Origin of the sequence: Rhizobium sp. LjRoot258, from assembly GCF_964254185.1 — a bacterium.
In the GTDB taxonomy this organism is placed as follows: Bacteria; Pseudomonadota; Alphaproteobacteria; order Rhizobiales; family Rhizobiaceae; genus Rhizobium.
Genome location: NZ_CAXUST020000001.1, coordinates 3005673 through 3024791, shown reverse-complemented (window position 1 = coordinate 3024791; position 19119 = coordinate 3005673). Strand labels below are relative to the sequence as shown.

The following is a 19119-nucleotide window of genomic DNA, read 5'->3' as shown; positions in this document are numbered from 1 at the left end:
TTTGAAAGCAATTGGAAAAATCTCCTGTTCGTGCCAATGGGTGCGAAGAATCACAGGGACAGGACGAACCATATGAAAAAACTTGTCGTTGCGGGCATGCTGTGTCTCGCGGCCGTGGCCGGGGCGGGCCAATCGGCGAATGCGACGTCGCTTTTGGGTTGGCAGATCGGCGGCAAGGCTGCGGATCGACAGCCGCAGGCACCGGTTGTAAACGTGCAGGCCGGCGGCGCTGAAGTCCGCGTCCAGCAGTTGGAAGAGCAGCTGCGTCAGCTGAACGGCCGCATCGAGGAGATGAGCTTCCAGCTCCTGCAGATGCAGGAAACGATCCGCAAGGCGCAGGAAGACAACGAATTCCGTTTCCAGGAGTTGGAGAAGGGCGGCGGTGGCGGTAGTGCCGGCAGTAACTCCAAGACGATGAAAAAGAGCGAGGCAGATGTACCTCCTCCGGCTCAAGGTCGCAGCGGTGGCGACGATGTCGCCCGCGTTATCCAAGCACCGCAGGGAGCCGAAACGGCTCCCTCGACCGACGTTCCAGCAAACGAGGGCCTCGGCCAGCCGCCGAAACAGCTCGGTTCGATGGAGTTCGACCAGAGCGGCAATCCGATCGGCGGCTCGGTCAACGAGGGTGCCACAGTTGGATCCCGCCCGCTTCCGGGCGTCGATTCCGGCCGTTCGTCGCAGACTGCCTCGCTCGGCAGCGAAGCCGACCAGTACAAGGCTGCCTACGGCCACGTACTGTCCGGTGACTACGCGACGGCCGAACAGGAGTTCACCCAGTATATCGCTCAGTATCCCGCCAGCGCTCGCGCCGCCGATGCCAATTTCTGGCTTGGCGAGGCGCTCTACTCGCAAGGCAAGTACAACGAGGCTGCCAAGACGTTCCTCGATGCGCACAAGAAGTATGGCAGCTCTGAAAAGGCGCCGGAAATGCTTCTCAAGCTCGGCATGTCGCTCGCCGCGCTCGACAACACGGAAACCGCATGCGCGACGCTGCGGGAAGTCTCGAAGCGTTATCCCAAGGCTTCGCGTGCCGTGATAACCAAGGTTGCCAGCGAGCAAAAGCGTCTCGCCTGCTAAGGTCTTCCGGTTTTGCGCCTGGACCGCCCCCTTCTACCACAGACGGCAGCACGCCGTTTCCTTGGTTCGCTGATCAAGCCCTCGCGTATCCTTGTCGCGATTTCGGGCGGAAGCGATTCAACCGGCCTGCTTCTGGCGCTTGCCGAAGCTCTTAAGGCCACACCCAATTTGAAAATCTCTCTTTGTGCCGCAACCATCGACCATGCGTTGCGGACAGAATCGGCCGAGGAGGCGCAGCAGGTTGCAGCCTTCTGTCGGTCGCTTGATATCGCGCACCTCATCAAGACATGGCGTGGCGAAAAGCCAAAGACCGGTATAGTGGCGGCAGCACGCGACGCCCGTTACGCTCTGCTTGCCGATGCCGCTGAAAGCCTGAATGCGGACATTGTCGTGACCGCGCATACGGCCGATGACCAGCGCGAGACACTCGCCATGCGATCTGAACGTTCAGAACAGCCAAGTACCGGCATTGCAGATCTCGTCCTTTTCGATCGGTGCCTTTGGGTTGCTCGACCGCTGCTCGGCTGCCGGCGGGAGGCAATCCGTGATTACCTTCGCGCCCGGCAGGTCGCCTGGATCGACGACCCAAGCAATGATGACCCGAAGTACGAGCGTGTGCGGACGCGATGGCGCCTTGCTGAAGCGGCGGATGTTGTTCCGGCTCCGCACGGCGCGGCTGATCTGCGGTTAAGCGTCGCTACTTTGGCGTCGAAATGGTTGGACCAGTATTTTATCGTGCATTCTGCCTTGATCGGCCAAGTGACCCCGGCAGGGCTCGCCGCCGATCGCGAGATCCTTGGTTATGCCTTTGCGCGCCTTGCCGCAGTATTTGGCGGGCAAGTGTTCGCACTTGGCCGCAAGCAGACGGACGACGTGCTGGCGCTTATCGCCAAAGGTGAGTTGGGCCGGATGACCGCGGGCAGGGTGGTGTTCGACCTTCGGCGCGACGGCCTCTTCCTTGTCCGCGAAAACCGCGGCATCCTGCCATTGACGCTGGCACCCGCCGCGCGCGCTGTCTGGGACGGCCGGTTCCTGGTTGAAAATGCGGCTCCAACGGAAATCGGCATCGTTGCTGGCGCAACGGTGGCGCAGAGCGGTCAACTACCCAGGGGCGTCATCAGACGAGCCCTGGCGGCCGCGCCACGTATCGTCGACGTGGCAGGACACGAGGCTCCCGGCAATGTTGCCGAGAAAGTCCGTGTCAAACCCTATTTTTCGCCCTTCGACCGTTTTTTGACACGATTTGATTTCATCTTCGCCGATAGCCTTGCGGCTGCCTTTGGAACACGCCCCTATCCAAAACCGCCTTTAGGTCTTATTGACGGAAAATCTATCTAACAGTCCAGTTTGCCTTGGCATTCACCCGATGCAATCCTATGTTAGAGGCCAAATAAGACGGTTGCCATGAGGCGGCTGTTCCAGTGCTGGGGAGTTCGATGAACCCTAACTTACGTAATTTCGCCTTGTGGGCAATCATAGCGCTGCTGCTGATTGCTCTGTTCAGCATGTTCCAGACGTCGCCGGCGCAGACCAGCTCCCGCGAAATCCCATACTCGCAGTTCCTGCGGGAAGTGGATGCGGGCCGCGTCAAGGAAGTCGTCGTCACGGGCAACCGCGTCTCCGGTAGCTATGTTGAAAATGGCACCACCTTCCAGACCTATACGCCTGTCGTCGACGACAACCTGCTCGATCGCCTGCAGCAGAAGAACGTTCTCGTCTCCGCGCGCCCGGAAACCGATGGTTCGTCGGGCTTCCTGAGCTATATAGGCACGCTGTTGCCGATGCTTCTGATCCTTGGCGTCTGGCTGTTCTTCATGCGGCAGATGCAGGGCGGTTCGCGCGGCGCGATGGGCTTTGGCAAGTCCAAGGCCAAGCTATTGACCGAAGCACATGGCCGCGTGACCTTCGATGACGTTGCAGGCGTCGATGAGGCCAAGCAGGACCTCGAGGAAATCGTTGAATTCCTGCGCGATCCGCAGAAGTTCCAACGCCTCGGCGGCAAGATTCCGCGCGGCGTACTACTGGTTGGCCCTCCGGGCACCGGAAAGACGCTGCTCGCTCGCTCTGTCGCTGGCGAAGCAAACGTTCCGTTCTTCACGATCTCGGGTTCCGATTTCGTTGAAATGTTTGTCGGCGTCGGCGCAAGCCGCGTCCGCGACATGTTCGAACAGGCCAAGAAGAATGCGCCTTGCATCATCTTCATTGACGAAATCGACGCCGTCGGTCGTCATCGCGGCGCCGGTCTCGGCGGCGGTAACGACGAGCGCGAGCAGACGCTCAACCAGCTGCTGGTCGAAATGGACGGCTTCGAAGCAAACGAAGGCATCATCCTGATTGCAGCGACGAACCGTCCCGACGTCCTCGATCCGGCGCTGCTGCGTCCGGGCCGTTTCGACCGTCAGGTCGTCGTTCCAAACCCCGACATCGTCGGCCGCGAGCGCATCCTCAAGGTGCATGCCCGCAACGTGCCGCTGGCGCCGAATGTCGATCTCAAGGTTCTGGCTCGCGGTACGCCTGGGTTCTCCGGTGCCGACCTGATGAACCTCGTCAACGAAGCTGCCCTGATGGCTGCGCGCCGCAACAAGCGTGTCGTCACCATGGCGGAATTCGAAGACGCCAAGGACAAGATCATGATGGGTGCCGAGCGTCGCTCGTCCGCCATGACCGAAGCCGAAAAGAAGCTGACAGCTTACCACGAAGCCGGTCATGCCATCACCGCGCTCAAGGTTGCGGTTGCCGATCCGCTGCACAAGGCAACGATCATCCCGCGCGGCCGTGCGCTCGGCATGGTCATGCAGCTCCCCGAGGGCGACCGCTACTCGATGAGCTACAAGTGGATGGTCTCGCGCCTCGTCATCATGATGGGCGGGCGCATTGCCGAAGAGCTGACCTTCGGCAAGGAAAACATCACCTCGGGTGCATCCTCGGATATCGAGCAGGCCACCAAGCTTGCCCGCGCCATGGTCACCCAGTGGGGCTTCTCCGACGTGCTCGGGCAGGTCGCCTATGGCGAAAACCAGCAGGAGGTGTTCCTCGGCCATTCCGTTTCGCAGTCGAAGAATGTCTCCGAATCCACGGCGCAGAAGATCGACAGCGAAGTGCGCCGACTGATCGAGGAAGCGTACGCCGAGGCACGCCAGATCCTGACGGAAAATCACGACGAGTTCGTCGCGATCGCCGAAGGGCTCCTCGAATACGAAACGCTAACTGGCGAAGAAATCAAGGCGCTGATTCGTGGCGAGAAGCCTTCCCGCGATCTCGGCGACGATGCGCCGCCCAGCCGGGGTTCGGCTGTGCCGAAGACCGGTACGCGGCCGGCGACAAAGGGCGACGAGCCGGAAGCTGGCCTGGAGCCGCAGCCACATTGATTTCTCTCGAAAATGACTGAAAGGCCGGGGTCCATTCTGGACTCCGGCCTTTTGCGTCGGTAACGCGATGTAATGGGTTTTCTTGCTAATTTACGTGATGGTCACGGCGATTTATGTCATGCCGGTGACATAGGGAGGTCTCATTCGAGGCCCTTGTAGCGACATTCCGCCTGTGGCGGCGTGATTTTTGCAAGTAATAATGCGCAGCCTGAAGGCGCGCCAAGGCACAGGGGTGCATATGAAAAGACGCTATTTCGGTACGGACGGCATTCGCGGTCAATCCAACGTGTTCCCGATGACACCGGATCTCGCGATGCGGGTCGGCATTGCAGTTGGGACGATCTTTCGCCGAGGCAACCACCGTCACCGCGTCGTCATAGGCAAGGACACGCGCCTTTCGGGCTACATGCTGGAAAACGCGATGGTCGCCGGCTTCACCGCTGCCGGCGTGGATGCGTTTGTTCTCGGTCCTATCCCGACTCCGGCCGTGGCCATGCTGACGCGGTCTCTGCGCGCCGACATCGGTGTCATGATTTCTGCCTCCCACAATCCCTATCAGGACAATGGCATCAAGCTCTTCGGGCCTGATGGCTACAAACTGTCCGACGATCTGGAATCGCAGATCGAGGATCTGCTTGAAAAGGATCTGTCGACGCAGCTTGCCAAGGCCGACGATATCGGCCGCGCCAAGCGCGTTGATGGCGTGCACGACCGCTATATCGAGCATGCCAAGCGCACGCTGCCGCGCGACGTGACATTGCAGGGCCTGAGGATCGCGATCGATTGCGCAAACGGGGCGGCCTACAAGGTGGCGCCCGCCGTTCTCTGGGAGCTCGGCGCTGACGTCGTGACCATCGGCAACGAGCCGAACGGCACGAACATCAATCTCAATTGTGGCTCCACGAGCCCGGTCGCGCTGCAAAAGAAGGTCGACGAAGTGCGCGCCGATATCGGCATTGCGCTCGATGGCGACGCCGACCGCGTCATCATCGTCGATGAGAACGGCGCGGTCGTCGACGGCGACCAGCTGATGGCCGTTATCGCCGAAAGCTATGCCGAGAACCAGCAGCTTCGCGGCGGCGGTATCGTCGCGACCGTCATGTCGAATCTCGGGCTGGAGCGCTTCCTCGGCGATAAGGGACTTGGTCTTGTCCGTACGATGGTCGGTGACCGCTACGTCGTCGAACACATGCGCCAGCACAACTACAATGTCGGCGGCGAGCAGTCCGGCCACATCGTGCTGTCCGACTACGGCACGACTGGCGACGGTCTGGTGGCCGCCTTGCAGATCCTTGCTGCGGTCAAGCGGACCGGCAAGACGGTGAGTGAAGTTTGCCGTCGCTTCGATCCGGTGCCTCAGCTGCTGCGCAACGTCCGCATTTCCGGCGGCAAGCCGCTGGAGGATATCCGGGTGCAGAAGGCGATCGCCGATGCGGAGGCCGAGCTTGCCAAGAACGGCCGCCTCGTCATCCGTCCGTCCGGCACCGAGCCACTGATCCGGGTCATGGCCGAGGGCGACGACCGCGCCCAGATTGAACGCATCGTCAATGATCTGACTGGCGTGATCGGTGGGGTGCGCGACGCGGCGTGAAGGCGGCCGTGCATGGCGGATGTCGATTCGACCCCGCTATGCATTTTTTTGCATAAGGCCATGATGAACATCTTGTAAATTTAATCGGACATTAACTCTGATTTGTAAGACTTCGGGACGAATAAGAGCCGGATGCGGTCGACTGACACGCGGATTATTTGTATTCCTGGAGAATTATTATGAAGAGATTTTTGATTGCCGCGGCAGCGGTGGTGCTGGGAACTGCCCCAGCTCTCGCGGCCGATCTCTATGTCGATCCGCCGGCACCGGCGCCTGTGTTCGGCGGATGGTATTTGCGCGGCGAATTGGGCATGAGCAACCAGCGCCTTGGCGGGTTGCAGCAAGAATTGTTTGACGACGTGGAGCTCCATGAATTTCTGGACGATGGCGGCTTCGACAGCGCGCCGCTTGGTGGATTGGGCGTAGGCTATCAATTCAACCAGTGGCTACGCGCCGACGCGATCGTCCAGTATCGCGGCAAAGCCGACTTCTCCGCACTCGATCGTTATGGGCACACCGATGCAACGGGGACGGCTGTTTGGGATGCCACGAATGATTACGACGGTGCCAAGTCGGAATGGCTGCTGATGGCCAACGCCTATGTCGATCTAGGCACCTGGTACGGCATTACACCGTATGTCGGGGCCGGTGTCGGTACCTCCCGCAACACTATCTCCGGTTTCAGGGACGTCAACGTCCCGACCCAGGGGGTTGCTTATGCCGACAGCGACTCGACCTGGAACTTTGCCTGGGCGCTGCATGCGGGTCTCGGCTATCAAGTGACAGATCGTCTCACCGTCGATTTCGGTTATACCTACCTTGATCTAGGCGATGCACAGACCGGCCGGATCCACTCATATGACAACACGGTGAACACTGGGCCGATGCATTTCGACAACATTACTTCGCACGATTTCAAGCTCGCCTTGCGCTACTCATTGCAATAGCCAGCCACGTTCTTCGTTGTGTGAGTTCTCACTTGCAAGGCTGCCTTCACGGCAGCCTTTTTCGCATCGGCCGAACGCTGACCGCAGTTAACAAATATGGTTAACCGCGCGTTAGCATCTCGCTGGAATAATGTCCGCCTAGTCAGTCATGCGGGCGTTGTCTTGCCCGGCCGGGAATTTCCAATGAAATCGTCCAAAGTGATCCTCGCCACTGTAGCAAGCCTTGTGCTGCTCGGCAGTCCGGTGGCGGCGGAAGAACCGCTCATCACGGACGTACCGGAGGTTAGCATCGCCGACGGCTCAATGACGACCGGATGGTATCTTCGGGGTGATCTCGGCTATGCGCCCTGGACGGGCAACGAAAAGCCAACCTATCACCTCGGTGGTGCCGACGCCGGCGAGTTCGATCCGGCGCGCTTTTCCCAGCCCGTTTCCGGTGGCGTCGGGATCGGTTATCAATTCACCGACATCTGGCGTGCTGATTTAACGACAGATTTCTTCAGAAGCGATTTTACCGGTACAGCACGCCTCGATCTGCCTTGTGCGGCCTCCGCTCCTATCGGAACCGGTTGCGCCTACGGCACGCGTGCCGATGTTCGGGCGTATGGCATCATGACAAACGGCTATGCCGACCTTGCGACCGTTGCCGGCTTCACCCCCTATGTCGGTGCCGGCGTCGGGATAACAAATGTCAGATGGGGGAGTGTGAGTTCCCAACCGGACTGCGTCGACGGCGCCTCGACATGCGCGGGAGCGACCTTCGCCCCGCAAGAATTCAACGGAGAAAACAGCTGGCGCTTCACCTATGCACTGATGGTTGGCGTCAGCTATGAAGTCACCGACAACATCAAGGTCGATCTTGGCTATCGCTTTTCCGATATTGCCGGCGGCAGCATGTTTACAGGTCCCTCCTCGGCAAGCGGGCGCGATGACGGGATGACCCGGCACGAAGTCCGCATCGGCCTGCGCATCGCTGGCTGGTAGGGTCGGCTGATCCGCGACGCAATGCCGCGTACACGCCAAAAATTTCTCTCGTTGCGACGCCGACTGCTTGACTTCGATCTCACCGCCCTATAACGACGGCGGCGGGACACTCCTCCCCAACGAGGAGCTATCTATCTGGAAGGATAGCACATGGCGAAGACCGCAAAGCCGGACGTACGTCCGAACAATACTCATTTTTCTTCTGGCCCTTGCTCGAAGCGCCCCGGTTGGACGCTCGAAGCTCTTTCCGACGCGGCCCTTGGCCGTTCGCACCGTGCGAAGATCGGCAAGACGAAGCTGAAGCAGGCCATCGATCTTACCCGTGAAATTCTGGAAGTGCCGGCCGACTACCGCATCGGCATCGTTCCCGCATCTGACACTGGAGCTGTCGAAATGGCGCTCTGGTCGCTCCTCGGTGAGCGCGGCGTCGACATGGTCGCCTGGGAAAGCTTCGGCGCGGGCTGGGTCACCGACGTCGTCAAGCAGCTGAAGCTGAAGGACGTTCGCAAGATCGAAGCCGGATATGGCGAGCTGCCGGATCTTTCGACCATCGATTTTGACCGCGACGTGGTCTTCACCTGGAACGGCACGACCTCGGGCGTGCGCGTTCCGAACGCCGATTTCATCCCGGCCGATCGCAAGGGCCTGACGATCTGCGACGCGACCTCTGCCGCTTTCGCGCAGAACCTCGATTTTGCCAAGCTCGATGTCGTCACCTTCTCCTGGCAGAAGGTTCTGGGCGGCGAGGGCGCACATGGCGTCATCATCCTGTCGCCGCGAGCCGTCGAGCGTCTGCTCAACTACGCACCGGCCTGGCCGCTGCCGAAGATCTTCCGCATGACCTCGGGCGGCAAGCTGATCGAAGGCATCTTCAGCGGCGAAACCATCAACACGCCTTCGATGCTCTGCGTCGAAGACTATGTCGATGCGCTGCAGTGGTCGAAGCAGGTCGGCGGTCTCAAGGGCCTGATGGCCCGCGCCGATGCGAACGCCAAGGTCATCGCCGATTTCGTGGCTGCCAACGATTGGATCGCCAACCTGGCCGTGAAGCCGGAGACGGCCTCCAACACCTCCGTTTGCCTGAAGATCGTCGACAGGGACGTTCTGGCGCTCGATGCCGATGGCCAGGCGAACTTCGCCAAAGGGATCGTCAGCCTGCTTGACAAGGAAGGTGTGGCCTACGACATAGGCCATTATCGCGACGCGCCGTCGGGCCTGCGCATCTGGGCCGGTGCCACGATCGAAACCGCCGACATGCAGAAGCTGATGCCGTGGCTTTCCTGGGCCTTCGAGACGCAGAAGGCAACGCTTTCCCAGGCTGCTGCCTGAGCTGATCGCATCCGGCTCCGCCGAACGGGCGGAGCCTCGCATTTCTGATTTCATCCATCGCTGAACATTTTTGAAGGAAGCCCCCAATGGCACCTCGCGTTCTCGTATCCGACGAACTGTCGGAAACCGCCGTCCAGATCTTCCGTGATCGCGGCGTCGAAGTCGATTTCCAGCCGCAGCTTGGCAAGGACAAGGACAAGCTCGCCGAAATCATCGGCAATTACGACGGTCTCGCCATCCGCTCCGCCACGAAGGCGACGGAGAAGCTGATCGCCGCTGCGACCAACCTCAAGGTCATCGGCCGCGCCGGCATCGGCGTCGACAATGTCGATATTCCGGCCGCCTCGCGCCGCGGCATCATCGTCATGAACACGCCGTTCGGCAACTCGATCACCACGGCCGAGCATGCCATTGCGCTGATGTTCGCGGTCGCCCGCCAGATGCCGGCTGCCGATGCCTCGACGCAGGCCGGAAAGTGGGAAAAGTCGAAGTTCATGGGTGTCGAAATCACCGGCAAGACGCTCGGCGTCATCGGTGCCGGCAATATCGGCTCGATCGTCTGCGCGCGCGCCATCGGCCTGAAGATGCACGTTCTGGCCTACGACCCCTTCCTCTCGAAGGAACGCGCCGAGGAAATGGGCGTCACCAAGGTTGAGCTCGACGAGCTGCTGGCCAAGGCCGACTTCATCACCCTGCACGTGCCGATGACGGACAAGACGCGCGGCATTCTCGGCGCTGAAAACCTTGCGAAGACAAAGCCCGGCGTTCGCGTCATCAACTGCGCTCGTGGCGGTCTCGTCGACGAGGCGGCCCTTGCCGAAGCCATCAAGTCCGGCCATGTCGCCGGTGCCGGCTTCGACGTCTTCGAAGTCGAGCCGGCCAAGGAAAGCCCGCTTTTCGGCCTGCCGAACGTCGTCTGCACACCGCATCTCGGCGCATCGACCACGGAAGCACAGGAAAACGTAGCGCTGCAGGTTGCCGAGCAGATGTCGGACTACCTGGTGAAGGGTGCCGTTTCCAACGCCATCAACATGCCGTCGATCACGGCGGAAGAAGCACCGATCCTAAAGCCGTTCATCCGGCTCGCCGACGTTCTCGGCGCCTTCGTCGGCCAGGTTACCGAAGAGCCGATCAAGGAAATCGAGATCCTTTTCGACGGTGCGACGGCCACGATGAACACGCGCGCCCTGACGAGCGCACTGCTTGCCGGTTTGATCCGCACGCAGGTTGCCGACGTCAACATGGTCTCCGCGCCGATCATGATCAAGGAAAAGGGCATCGTGCTCTCCGAGGTCAAGCGGGACAAGACCGGCGTGTTCGACGGCTACATTAAGTTGACCGTCAAGACCGACTCGATGACCCGTTCCATCGCTGGTACGGTGTTCTCGGACGGCAAGCCGCGCTTTATCCAGATCAAGGGTATCAACCTCGATGCCGACGTCGGCTCGCACATGGTCTACATCACCAACACCGATGTGCCCGGCATGATCGGCTTCATCGGCACGACGCTTGGCGCCGCCGGCGTCAATATCGCGAATTTCCAACTCGGCCGTGACAAGCAGGGTGGAGATGCGATCGCGCTGCTTTACGTCGATGGTCCGATTGGCGATGAGGTGCTTGCCAAGCTGACGGCGAACACGGCGATCCGCCAGGCAAAGCCGCTGGTCTTTGCGGTCGATTGAGTTTTGCTCCCAAGGCAATCAGAAAACCCGGCGTGGGAACCTTACGCCGGGTTTTCTCGTTTTGGCTCTCGGTCGTCCGAGTTGATCACTGTCACGCGGGCGACTATCGTTCTTTCACGGTCAATTCGGGAGCTTCCATGACAAAGTCAGCCGTCGCTATCGCCATTGCGCTTGCATCGCTAATCGGCCTCTCATCCTGCGCAAACACGGCGAATGGTCTTGCCAAGGACGGCAGGGAGGCGGGCAATGCGCTCGATGCCAGCACGCATCGTGTCCTCAAGGCCGGCGCGAACTAAGTCGAACAGCCGGCCTCTATTCTGGGGAAGCAGTAAAGCCCGCCTGAGCAAGCGGGCTCGAAATTACTGCGGGTTCGCAGGAGCCGGAGCGGCAGGAGCCGCAGGAGCCGCAGGAGCCGCAGGAGTTGCCGGAGCGTCAGCGGCCGGATTCGCTGCTGGCGGATTAGCTGCCGGCGCTGTTGCCGGTGCAGTCGATGCGGGTGGCGGCGAAGCTGGCTCAGAAGCGGTCGGAGCCGGTGCGTTCGGAGCTGTCGCGGTCGAGCTGCTCTGTGATCTCGGCCAGTAAGTGGCTGCTAGAGCTACGATAACGACAATGGCTGCTAAAACAATCCATAGCGTCTTGCTCTTGGACGCTGAGGTATTCATCGGGTTTGGTTTGTTGAAGTCATTCGTCATGTTACTCCTCCTCTTAACGTTAACTCCCTAGCGCGCAAAATGTTCCGGGCCGCGTGCAAATTCCGAAGGTAAACGGCGCAAGAGGTTTGCAGGCGCACGAACGCCGTGAAGCTGAGAGCAATTTTACCGTAACGTACTTCCAATTTACGCTCTTCCGTGGCTCGCTTCGGACCGCCGCCCAACCGGGGTGACCAGCCGGCGATCACGGCGGACTGGGCGGCCCCTGCGGGCGGTTCTTTTCGACGTTGGAGGCTGGTGGAACGGGTATGATGGCAGTCTCCCTTGCAGTGTTTGACGCGAGCAGCGGACGTAATTGGCTGCACGGCGCGCTCCGCTATGTCGGGCGCGCGCTAATTGGCCTCGCGGCGATCGGCGCAGCTGCGGTTGGTGAAGGCAGTGTCTACGGCCAGATGCCGCAGCAATCAAATAGGCAGGACTTTCCTCAGCGAGAGCTTGTTATCGGTACCAAGGAGGCACCGCCCTTCGCGATGAAGGATGCTCACGGCAATTGGAGCGGCATTTCCATCGAGCTCTGGCGCGAGGTTGCACAGAAGCTCGGACTGCAATTTCGTCTCTCCGAAGAACCTGATGTCCAGAAGCTCATCGAAGCGACGTCGCGGGGCGACTAAGATGTTTCCGTGGCGGCGATCACGATCACGGCCGAACGCGAACGCAGCGTGGATTTCAGCCAGCCTTTCTACGATACCGGCCTGGGGATCGCGGTATCCGTCAACAGCGTGTCGGTGTGGCGCGAAATCGTCCGGACGATGATCTCAGCGGGCTTCCTGCAGGCGGCGGGAGCGCTGATCGGCATCTCGCTGCTCGTCGGCGCGCTGGTATGGCTGTTTGAGCGGCGCCATAACGACGACTTCGGAGGACCGGTGGGACGCGGATTGGGCGCGAGCATTTGGTGGTCCGCGGAGGCAATGACGCAAGCCAGCACCGGACATCGCGGACCGATCACGATCGCGGGCAGGGCGCTCGCGATTATCTGGATGGTGGTCTCGATCATCACGATCGCGGTCTTTACTGCCAGCGTCACTTCCGCATTGACGACCAGGCAGATGCGCGGGCTGGTCAACGGCGTGGAGGACCTGCCGAGCGTGCGCGTCGGGACGCTGGCCAACTCGGCAACCATCGGCTTCCTGGACGGCGAGCGCATCAAGCATCGCACGTTTGCAAAGGTTGACAACGGGCTCAAGGCGCTCGAAGCCGGATCGATCGATGCCTTCGTGTACGACAAGCCGCTTCTCGCCTGGACAGTGGAGCAACATTTCTCCAGCACCGTGCAAGTCCTGGATATCGACTTCGAACCGCAGAGCTACGGGCTTGCCATGCCGCTCGGCCGCCCGTATCGCAAGGCAATCGACGTCGCCGTCCTCGAGGCAATCCACGACCAGCGTTGGAGGCGGACACTGTTTCAGTACCTCGGAGAGAAACGGTAGAACGAACGACCGATGTCTCCGTGACCGACGCTCGCTGTGGATGGGCGCGGGACCGGCGATCCTTATTTGGCCGGTTTCAGCAGTCTCAGCGCGTTGATGGTGACCAGTACCGTGGCACCGGTGTCGGCCAGGATCGCGGGCCATAGGCCGGTGATACCAGCGATGGTGGTCACCAGGAACACGGCCTTCAGGCCGAGCGCGATGGTGATGTTTTCGACGATGTTGCGCATGGTGCGCTTGGAAAGCGCGATCAATGCCGCAACATCGCTGACCCGGCCATGCAGGATGGCGGCGTCGGCAGTTTCGAGCGCCACATCGGTGCCGCCGCCCATGGCGATACCGACATCGGCTGTAGCTAGCGCCGGAGCGTCGTTGATACCGTCCCCGACCTTGGCAACGATCGAACCATCACGCTTCAGCTCGTTCACGATGCGCTGCTTGTCCTCCGGCATCAGCTCGGCGCGCACCTCGATGCCGAGCTGCTTGCCAATGGCCTCAGCGGTGCGGCGGTTGTCGCCGGTGAGCATGACGATCTTGATGCCTGCCTCCGTCAATTCCGCAAGGCCGGACTTGGCGTCGTCACGCGGTTCGTCGCGCATGGCAATGGCTCCTGCCAGCGTGTCGCCGACGACGAGCACCGAGACCGTTTTTCCATCGTCGTTGAGCGCCGTGATGCGCGCCGTCTGATCGGCCGTAAGAGGAATTCGCTCGCCGGCGGCCTTGGGAGAGCCGAAGAACACCGGCTGGCCCTCGACCGTCCCGGTAATGCCTTTGCCCCCTAGAGCCTTGGCGTCTGTCGTTGCGGGGAGCGTGATCGCCGCGGCCGTTGCCCTTGCCAGGATCGCCAGCGCCAGCGGATGGCTAGACCCAGTCTCAAGGGCGGCGGCATATTTGAGGACTTCGGCTTCGTCCTGTCCGAACGCAATCACATCAGTCACCTGCGGCTTGCCTTCCGTCAGCGTGCCTGTTTTGTCGAGAGCGACGGCGGTGACTTTGCCAAGCGTCTCGAGGACCGCGCCGCCCTTCAGCAGCAGGCCACGGCGCGCTCCCGAAGACAGCGAGGCGGCAATTGCGGCCGGGGTCGAAATCACCAGGGCGCAGGGGCAACCGATCAGCAATATCGCGAGGCCCTTGTAGATCCACTCGTCCCAGGCGCCGCCTGCAAGAAGCGGTGGCAGGATTGCGATGAGGGCTGCAACGACGACGACGCCAGGCGTGTAATAGCGAGAAAAACGATCGATGAAGCGCTCCGTCGGCGCCTTGGATTCCTGCGCCTCCTCCACGAGACGGACGACGCGTGCAATCGTATTGTCGGCTGCCGCGGCCGTCACCTTTACCCGAAGCGCTGCGTCACCGTTGACGGTGCCGGCAAAAACCATGTCGCCATCGCCTTTGCGCACTGGCGTACTTTCGCCGGTGACCGGCGCTTCGTCGATTGCACTCTCGCCGGAGAGAATGGTGCCATCAGCCGCGATGCGGTCGCCCGGACGAATGAGAATGGTCGAACCGACGGCGAGGCTCTCGGCCGGCACTTCCCGGGTCGTACCAGCCTCTTCGAGGAAGGCACGCTTCGGAACCAGGCTCGTCAGAGACTGGATGCTCGCGCGCGCCTTGCCGGCGGCGACGCCTTCCAGCAGTTCGCCGACCAAGAACAGGAAGACCACTGTCGCGGCTTCCTCGCCTGCATCGATGATCACCGCGCCGACCGCCGCGATCGTCATCAGCATTTCGATCGAGAAGGGTGTGCCTGCGAAGGCGGCGGCGACGGCGCGCCGAGCGATTGGAACAAGCCCGACGAGCATTGCCACGATGAATGCATAGGGCGCAATTGCCGGCACGAGGTGACCAATGACGTAGGCGACAACGAGCGCTGCGCCGGAAAGGATTGTCAGGCGGCCCTTCTTGCTTTGCCACCAAGGTCCGGCCATTGTCACGTCGTGACCGTGGAGGCCCTGAAGTGCGTCCGTCGCCTTTTCCTCGGTATGTTCGTGACCTGTGTGATCGTGGTTGGCATGATCATGGTCAGTGTGGTCGTGGTGCTGGTGTGCATGATTTGCCGGTGGTGTTTGGGCCGGCAACCTTCCGGCGACCTGCGAGACGGCATAGCCGAGGCTCGCCACTTTCCTTTCGATCGCGACAGGGTCGCTGTTGCCATCGTGGCGCACCGTCATCGTTCCTGCCGTCACTGAGACCGAAACGTCTTCGACGCCTGGCATACGCCGGACGGCCGTGTCGATCTTGGCTGCGCAGCCGGCGCAATCCATGCCGCCAACCCTGTAACGCTTCTCCACCGTTTCACCCATGATCCGCTTCCTTGTCAGACAGAAGCATCCTTCCTACATCCTCTAGCGACTAGAGGTGCAAGAGGAAAATCATGAAAAAGATCACGATCGGCGAGGCCTCCCGAAAAAGCGGCGTTAAGGTACCGACGATCCGCTACTACGAAAGCATCGGCCTCCTGCCGGAGCCAAACCGCAGCGAGGGCAATCAACGCGCGTACGAACCCGCAGATCTGCGCAGGCTCGCCTTCATCCGCCATGCTCGCGAGCTTGGTTTCGAGGTGGAAGCGATCCGCGCGCTTCTGACACTGCAGGACGATCCACATCAGTCCTGCGCTTCTGCGGACGCGATCGCCAAGGCCCGTCTCGTCGAAGTCGAGCAGAGAATCCGAAGCCTGATGGCCTTGAAGGCGGAACTGGAACTGATGGTGGAAGGCTGCGGTCATGGTCGCGTCGATCAGTGCCGGGTCATCGAGGTTCTGGCGGATCACGGTCAGTGCAGTCACGCCCGTCACTGACGATGGATGCCGGATCGATAAGCCAAAGAAACGACAACAGAGCCGGAAGATATACTGCACAATCCAAAGGCGTTTCGCCTAAAGTTTGGGCGCACTATGATTCTGATTTTATTTAGCTTTTCTGTCTATAACCTGTCGATCCGCCGCCATTATTTCATGTGATTTCCTCATGACCGGTCTTCAGAAAGCACTTCTTCCGATCGATGCGCCGAACGACGATTTTCAGTCGCTGTTTGCAACCCATCCCTCGCCGATGTGGGTTTACGACCCCGGCAGCCTTCGCTTCCTGATCGTCAACAACGCTGCTGTCGATCTCTATGGCTATTCGCGCCAGGACTATGCGCGCATGACGGTCCTCGACATCAGGCCGGAGCAGGAGCGCAAGCGAATGCTCGATGCCGTGCAGCGCCGAACCGACATGGAACGCGCCGAGCGCTGGACGCACGTGAAAGCCAATGGCCACACCCTGGAAGTCCTTACCTATGGGCGGGCGGTTCGTTTTGACGGGCGGGATGCGATCCTCGCGATCGTTCAGGACCGGACCGAGGTCAACGCAGCCCAGCGGCAGGTGAGCGACACGCGCTCGATGCTAGACAGCATCGTCGACAACCTGCCCGTCGGCGTCTTCGTGAAGGACATGGACGAAGACGGCCGCTACATCCTTTTCAACGAGGCTTGCGGCGGCATCGTCGGCTATGACCCGAAAGACATTGTCGGCCAGAGCGATCGCATCCTATTCGACGACAGGCAAACGGCCATTTTTCGCGAGCAGGACTCTAGGGCTCTTGGGGCCGGAGCAACCATCAGCTTCGAGGAGACGATGCAGCGCGCCGATGGGGCGCCGCGGATCCTGCGGACGATCAAGCGTGCACTTCCCGCACCGGATGGCGGTGCGCCGCGCTATGTGCTCGGCATTTCCCAGGACGTGACCGAGGAGCGGTCGGTCGAGGCACGTCTCGCCTACATGGCAATGCATGATGCACTGACCGGCCTGCCGAACCGGGCATTCTTTGCCGATCATATCCAGCGGGAAGCAGCGATCGCCACGGCGGAACACCCGCTGGCGTTGCTTTACCTCGATGTCGACCATTTCAAGCACATCAATGACAGCAAGGGCCACGCGGCAGGCGATGCGTTGCTCTGCCAGGTCGCGGCACGTCTGATGCAACTGGTGGCAGACGGCGATCTCGTCGCTCGCCTCGGCGGCGATGAATTCGCGCTGCTTCTGCGCTTGGAGCGACGCGAGAGCATCGAACGCTTTGCCGAACGTCTGCTCAGATCGCTATCGACCCCGTTTGATCTCGACGGCGTCAACGAGCACGTCACCTGTAGCATTGGCATTGCGCTTGCGCCTGAACATAGCGAGGACGACGATGTCCTGATGCGGAACGCGGACCTTGCGCTCTATGCAGCCAAGGAGAGCGGCCGCTCGACCTACCGCTTCTATCTGCCGGAGATGCGTCTGGAAGCAGAGCGCCGGCACATGCTCACGTCCGAACTTCACGAGGCGCTACTAAAGGGCCAGTTCGAACTTCACTACCAGCCCATCGTGCAACTTGATGACGATGGCTTGGCGGGCTTCGAGGCCTTGATCCGCTGGCGCCATCCCGTCCGAGGGCTCATTCCGCCGATGGAATTCATACCCCTCGCAGAGGAAACTGGCCTCATCATCCAGATCGGCGAGTGGGTGTTGCGCGAAGCCTGCCGGGCGGCGGCTGCCTGGCCCAATCATTTGAAGATCGCGGTCAATCTCTCCGTGTGCCAGTTCCGGCACAACGGCCTGCTTGCGATGGTCGTCTCCGCACTCGACGAGACCGGCCTTCGTCCAGAACGCCTCGAGATCGAGATTACCGAATCCGTTTTCCTTGCCGACGTCGAGCAAAGCCTGCCGCTGCTGCGGGCATTGAAGGAACTTCGCATCCGCATCGCCATTGACGATTTCGGCACCGGCTATTCGTCTTTCAGCTACTTGCGGGCCTTTGCCTTCGACAAGATCAAGCTCGACCGCAGCTTCGTCTCTGGCATCGAAACGGATCCCGGCAATCTGGCGATCGTACGTGCGGTCGTCGGTATCGGCTCCGGCTTCAACGCAACGACGCTTGCGGAAGGGATCGAGACCGAGGAGCAGTTGCAGAAATTGCGCGCCGAAGGCTTCAGCGAGGTGCAAGGCTTCCTGCTTGGCAGGCCGATGCTGCAGGCCGAGGCGCAGGCTCTGATCGAAGGCGACGCCTCACCCTTGCTTGTCGGAGCCCGTGGCTGAAATCATCGCATCGAAGGTGTCGGCAGCCTTGCTGCGATAGCGTTCCTGATGGCGCAGCAGAAAGAACGGGCGGGGCAGGGGCGGGATGTTCGCCTCCTTGAGAGTTCCAGCCCGGAGGAAAGGGGCGGCGATGCTTCGTGACATCAGCGTTGCCCCTAGTCCAGCCTCAACGATGCCGATCACCGTTTCGTTGCCCGGCAGCGACATTGGAATATCCAGCGCGGCGGCCGTCAACCCGGCAGTTTCCAGTAGGCTCTCGAATGCGCGGCGGGTTCCCGAACCGGTCTCGCGCAGGATCCAAGCCGTCTTCGGGAAGTCGTCGACGGTTAGCGGTTTGCCGTCGGCCCAGGGGTGTCCAGGCGCGACGATCACAATCATCTCGTCAGTGGCAATCCTTCTGGCCGACAGGCTCCGGCGTTCCTGCGGCCATTCGATGAGGCCGATCTCTGCCCTTCCCTGCACTACGGCGTCGGTGACTTCCTCCGTATTGCCGATGAGAACCTTGAGCGCGATGCCGGGGTAGAGGTTGCGATAGTCCGCGAGACGTGGGGCCAGCCAATAGCCGGCGACGGTTTGGCTGGCCATGATCGACAGTTCACCGTGCATGAGACCCGACAGATCCATCAAAGCGGCTTCGGCAGCGCGCGCGCTCGAAAGGACGGCTTGCGCCTCCTTGAGGAACACGCGTCCGGTCTGGTTCAGCACGATCGAGCGTCCGACGCGATCAAACAGCGCAACGTGATGCCTGCTTTCAAGCGCAGTGATTGCGGCGCTGACGGCCGATTGCGTCATGTTGAGGTGGGCCGCTGCCTGGGTGATGTGCTGGCGGGCGGCGACCTCCACGAAAATGCGAAGCTGCTCGAGGGTCAAGGGATCATTCGCTGTGGCTCGATCATTCGATTTTATCGAACGTAACTAGAATTACAATTCGTTGGAATCGATTGATC

Annotated in this window: 13 protein-coding genes and 1 pseudogene; 12 read left to right on the top strand and 2 right to left on the bottom strand. The window is 60.9% G+C overall.

From position 1 onward, the window contains the following. Nucleotides 1–72 precede the first annotated feature (72 nt). From ybgF to ACSQ9D_RS14830, 10 genes and pseudogenes are all read left to right on the top strand, one after another. A complete protein-coding gene (ybgF, locus tag ACSQ9D_RS14875; RefSeq protein ID WP_436282859.1) occupies nucleotides 73–1077 on the top strand; it encodes a tol-pal system protein YbgF in 1005 nt (334 codons plus the stop codon). 12 nt (nucleotides 1078–1089) lie between these two features. Next, entirely contained in the window at nucleotides 1090–2415 is a 1326-nt protein-coding gene (gene tilS / locus ACSQ9D_RS14870) for a tRNA lysidine(34) synthetase TilS (RefSeq protein ID WP_436282858.1), read from the top strand. Nucleotides 2416–2513: 98 nt separating this feature from the next. Further along, entirely contained in the window at nucleotides 2514–4445 is a 1932-nt protein-coding gene (ftsH, locus tag ACSQ9D_RS14865) for an ATP-dependent zinc metalloprotease FtsH (protein WP_037126814.1), read from the top strand. Nucleotides 4446–4683: 238 nt separating this feature from the next. Further along, nucleotides 4684–6036 (top strand): phosphoglucosamine mutase, encoded by a 1353-nt coding sequence (gene glmM, locus ACSQ9D_RS14860; protein WP_436282857.1) that lies wholly within the window; start codon nucleotides 4684–4686, stop codon nucleotides 6034–6036. Nucleotides 6037–6215: 179 nt separating this feature from the next. Beyond that, a complete protein-coding gene (locus ACSQ9D_RS14855) occupies nucleotides 6216–6983 on the top strand; it encodes an outer membrane protein (RefSeq protein WP_436282856.1) in 768 nt (255 codons plus the stop codon). Nucleotides 6984–7166: 183 nt separating this feature from the next. Beyond that, on the top strand, nucleotides 7167–7967 hold the full coding sequence (locus ACSQ9D_RS14850) for an outer membrane protein (protein ID WP_436282855.1): 801 nt from the start codon (nucleotides 7167–7169) through the stop codon (nucleotides 7965–7967). A gap of 150 nt (nucleotides 7968–8117) precedes the next feature. Continuing rightward, nucleotides 8118–9296 (top strand): phosphoserine transaminase, encoded by a 1179-nt coding sequence (locus ACSQ9D_RS14845; protein WP_436282854.1) that lies wholly within the window; start codon nucleotides 8118–8120, stop codon nucleotides 9294–9296. Between the two features lie 86 nt (nucleotides 9297–9382). Next, nucleotides 9383–10978, top strand: a complete 1596-nt coding sequence (gene serA / locus ACSQ9D_RS14840; protein ID WP_436282853.1) for a phosphoglycerate dehydrogenase — start codon at nucleotides 9383–9385, stop codon at nucleotides 10976–10978. Between the two features lie 137 nt (nucleotides 10979–11115). After that, nucleotides 11116–11274: an entericidin gene (locus ACSQ9D_RS14835; RefSeq protein ID WP_436282852.1), complete on the top strand. Its 159-nt coding sequence runs from the start codon at nucleotides 11116–11118 to the stop codon at nucleotides 11272–11274. A gap of 662 nt (nucleotides 11275–11936) precedes the next feature. Beyond that, nucleotides 11937–13115 (top strand): annotated as a pseudogene (locus ACSQ9D_RS14830) (transporter substrate-binding domain-containing protein). A 62-nt stretch (nucleotides 13116–13177) separates the two neighbouring features. Here ACSQ9D_RS14830 and ACSQ9D_RS14825 read toward each other — a convergent pair. Next, nucleotides 13178–15418 carry a heavy metal translocating P-type ATPase gene (locus tag ACSQ9D_RS14825; RefSeq protein WP_436282851.1) on the bottom strand — a complete coding sequence of 747 codons (2241 nt, stop codon included), beginning with the start codon at nucleotides 15416–15418 and terminating at the stop codon, nucleotides 13178–13180. A gap of 71 nt (nucleotides 15419–15489) precedes the next feature. Here ACSQ9D_RS14825 and ACSQ9D_RS14820 point away from each other — a divergent pair, with 71 nt between their 5' ends. Together ACSQ9D_RS14820 and ACSQ9D_RS14815 are read left to right on the top strand one after the other, a co-directional pair. Then, complete coding sequence (locus ACSQ9D_RS14820; RefSeq protein WP_436282850.1) at nucleotides 15490–15912, top strand: MerR family transcriptional regulator; 423 nt, start codon at nucleotides 15490–15492, stop codon at nucleotides 15910–15912. A 169-nt stretch (nucleotides 15913–16081) separates the two neighbouring features. Then, the gene (locus tag ACSQ9D_RS14815; protein ID WP_436282849.1) at nucleotides 16082–18172 is read left to right on the top strand and encodes a putative bifunctional diguanylate cyclase/phosphodiesterase; all 2091 of its coding nucleotides are present in this window, start codon (nucleotides 16082–16084) and stop codon (nucleotides 18170–18172) included. Here ACSQ9D_RS14815 and ACSQ9D_RS14810 read toward each other — a convergent pair. Further along, on the bottom strand, nucleotides 18143–19042 hold the full coding sequence (locus tag ACSQ9D_RS14810; RefSeq protein WP_436282848.1) for a LysR family transcriptional regulator: 900 nt from the start codon (nucleotides 19040–19042) through the stop codon (nucleotides 18143–18145). The two genes, ACSQ9D_RS14815 and ACSQ9D_RS14810, sit on opposite strands and share 30 nt — an antisense overlap. Nucleotides 19043–19119 lie beyond the last annotated feature (77 nt).